This window comes from Bartonella sp. TT119HLJHH (assembly GCF_042193385.1).
Taxonomy (GTDB): Bacteria; Pseudomonadota; Alphaproteobacteria; order Rhizobiales; family Rhizobiaceae; genus Bartonella.
In genome coordinates this window covers 1-1,066 of sequence record NZ_JBHILS010000100.1, presented here as the reverse complement: position 1 = coordinate 1,066, position 1,066 = coordinate 1, and the positions used below count along the sequence as shown (strand labels likewise).

Annotated in this window: 1 pseudogene; it reads right to left on the bottom strand. The window is 29.4% G+C overall.

The window, feature by feature from the left end:
• Positions 1 to 388: pseudogene (locus tag ACFIJL_RS09505) on the bottom strand (type ISP restriction/modification enzyme); the annotation flags it as partial.
• Between the last annotated feature and the right edge of the window lie 678 nt (positions 389 to 1,066).

Below are 1,066 nucleotides of genomic sequence, written 5' to 3'. Positions count from 1 at the left end.
AATGTAAAATCCCATAAACATAATAGAACAAATCATCTTTTGTTATGGTTTGATTAGGATAAGCGGCTTTAAAATGTTCTAGTCCCTCATCAGTAATGGCATCACGCCTTTGTAAACCAGCTGTTGTGCTTTCTTCTATAGAGTTTGTAAATAAAAGGGATTGGTTTTTATTTTTACTCTTTGAAACTGGAGTGTGTTCGTAAAAATATCTTGGAAAGCATTGACCTTTTTCTATTGCATCTAAACTAGGTAAGGCTTTATTCATCAATACAGAAAATCTTCTTGCTCCTATACCTGTAATTTGTATTACCATATTTTCAACCGTTTCCCCTATCGGAAATATTCGCGGCATTTGTAAAACCATTTCATTAAAGGCACGATTGTAATAATGAAAATCGTTAAGAACTTACCAAAATTAGAAATTAAAGAAACTGAATAACTTATAAAGCATGCTCACATAATGGGTATGATAAACTCATAAGGGGTATAGAACATAGCGATTAATCTATACCTCTCTTGTTAAGTTGATTACCTACCATCTTAAAAGGAGTGTTTATATGCGTTATTCTAAAAAGAAATCCCATCTTAAAGTGAATAGGCTTCTTTTGAATTGCCTTTAAAAGATTATATCGTAATCTAAAATGAGTGCTTTATGCTTTTCAAAAGCTTTGTTTAAAGAGAGTTATATATATTCATTTTCTTATATTACTTATAGGTTTTGTCTGTTTTTAAAACCCCCAAAACACCTACAAAACCCTCTTAAATATATATTAAAAATTGTATTTATGTGTTATGTTTAATATAGGTTGTTTATTTGAAAAATTAACTTATTGAAATATAATAACTTTTATTTTTGACTAAAAAATATATATAAAGGGGGGGCGTAAAAAGCACCTCCCCCCCCCAAAAAACCCTAAACCTTCAAAACTCATAACCATAATGGTCTTGATAGCATTTTTATGATTATAAACCGTTTCTTTTGAAAGGCTTTAAAGGATCATATGCTTTTCATAAAGCACATTTTAATCATTTACTAAAATCATAAGATTCGTCTGTTAAATAAACT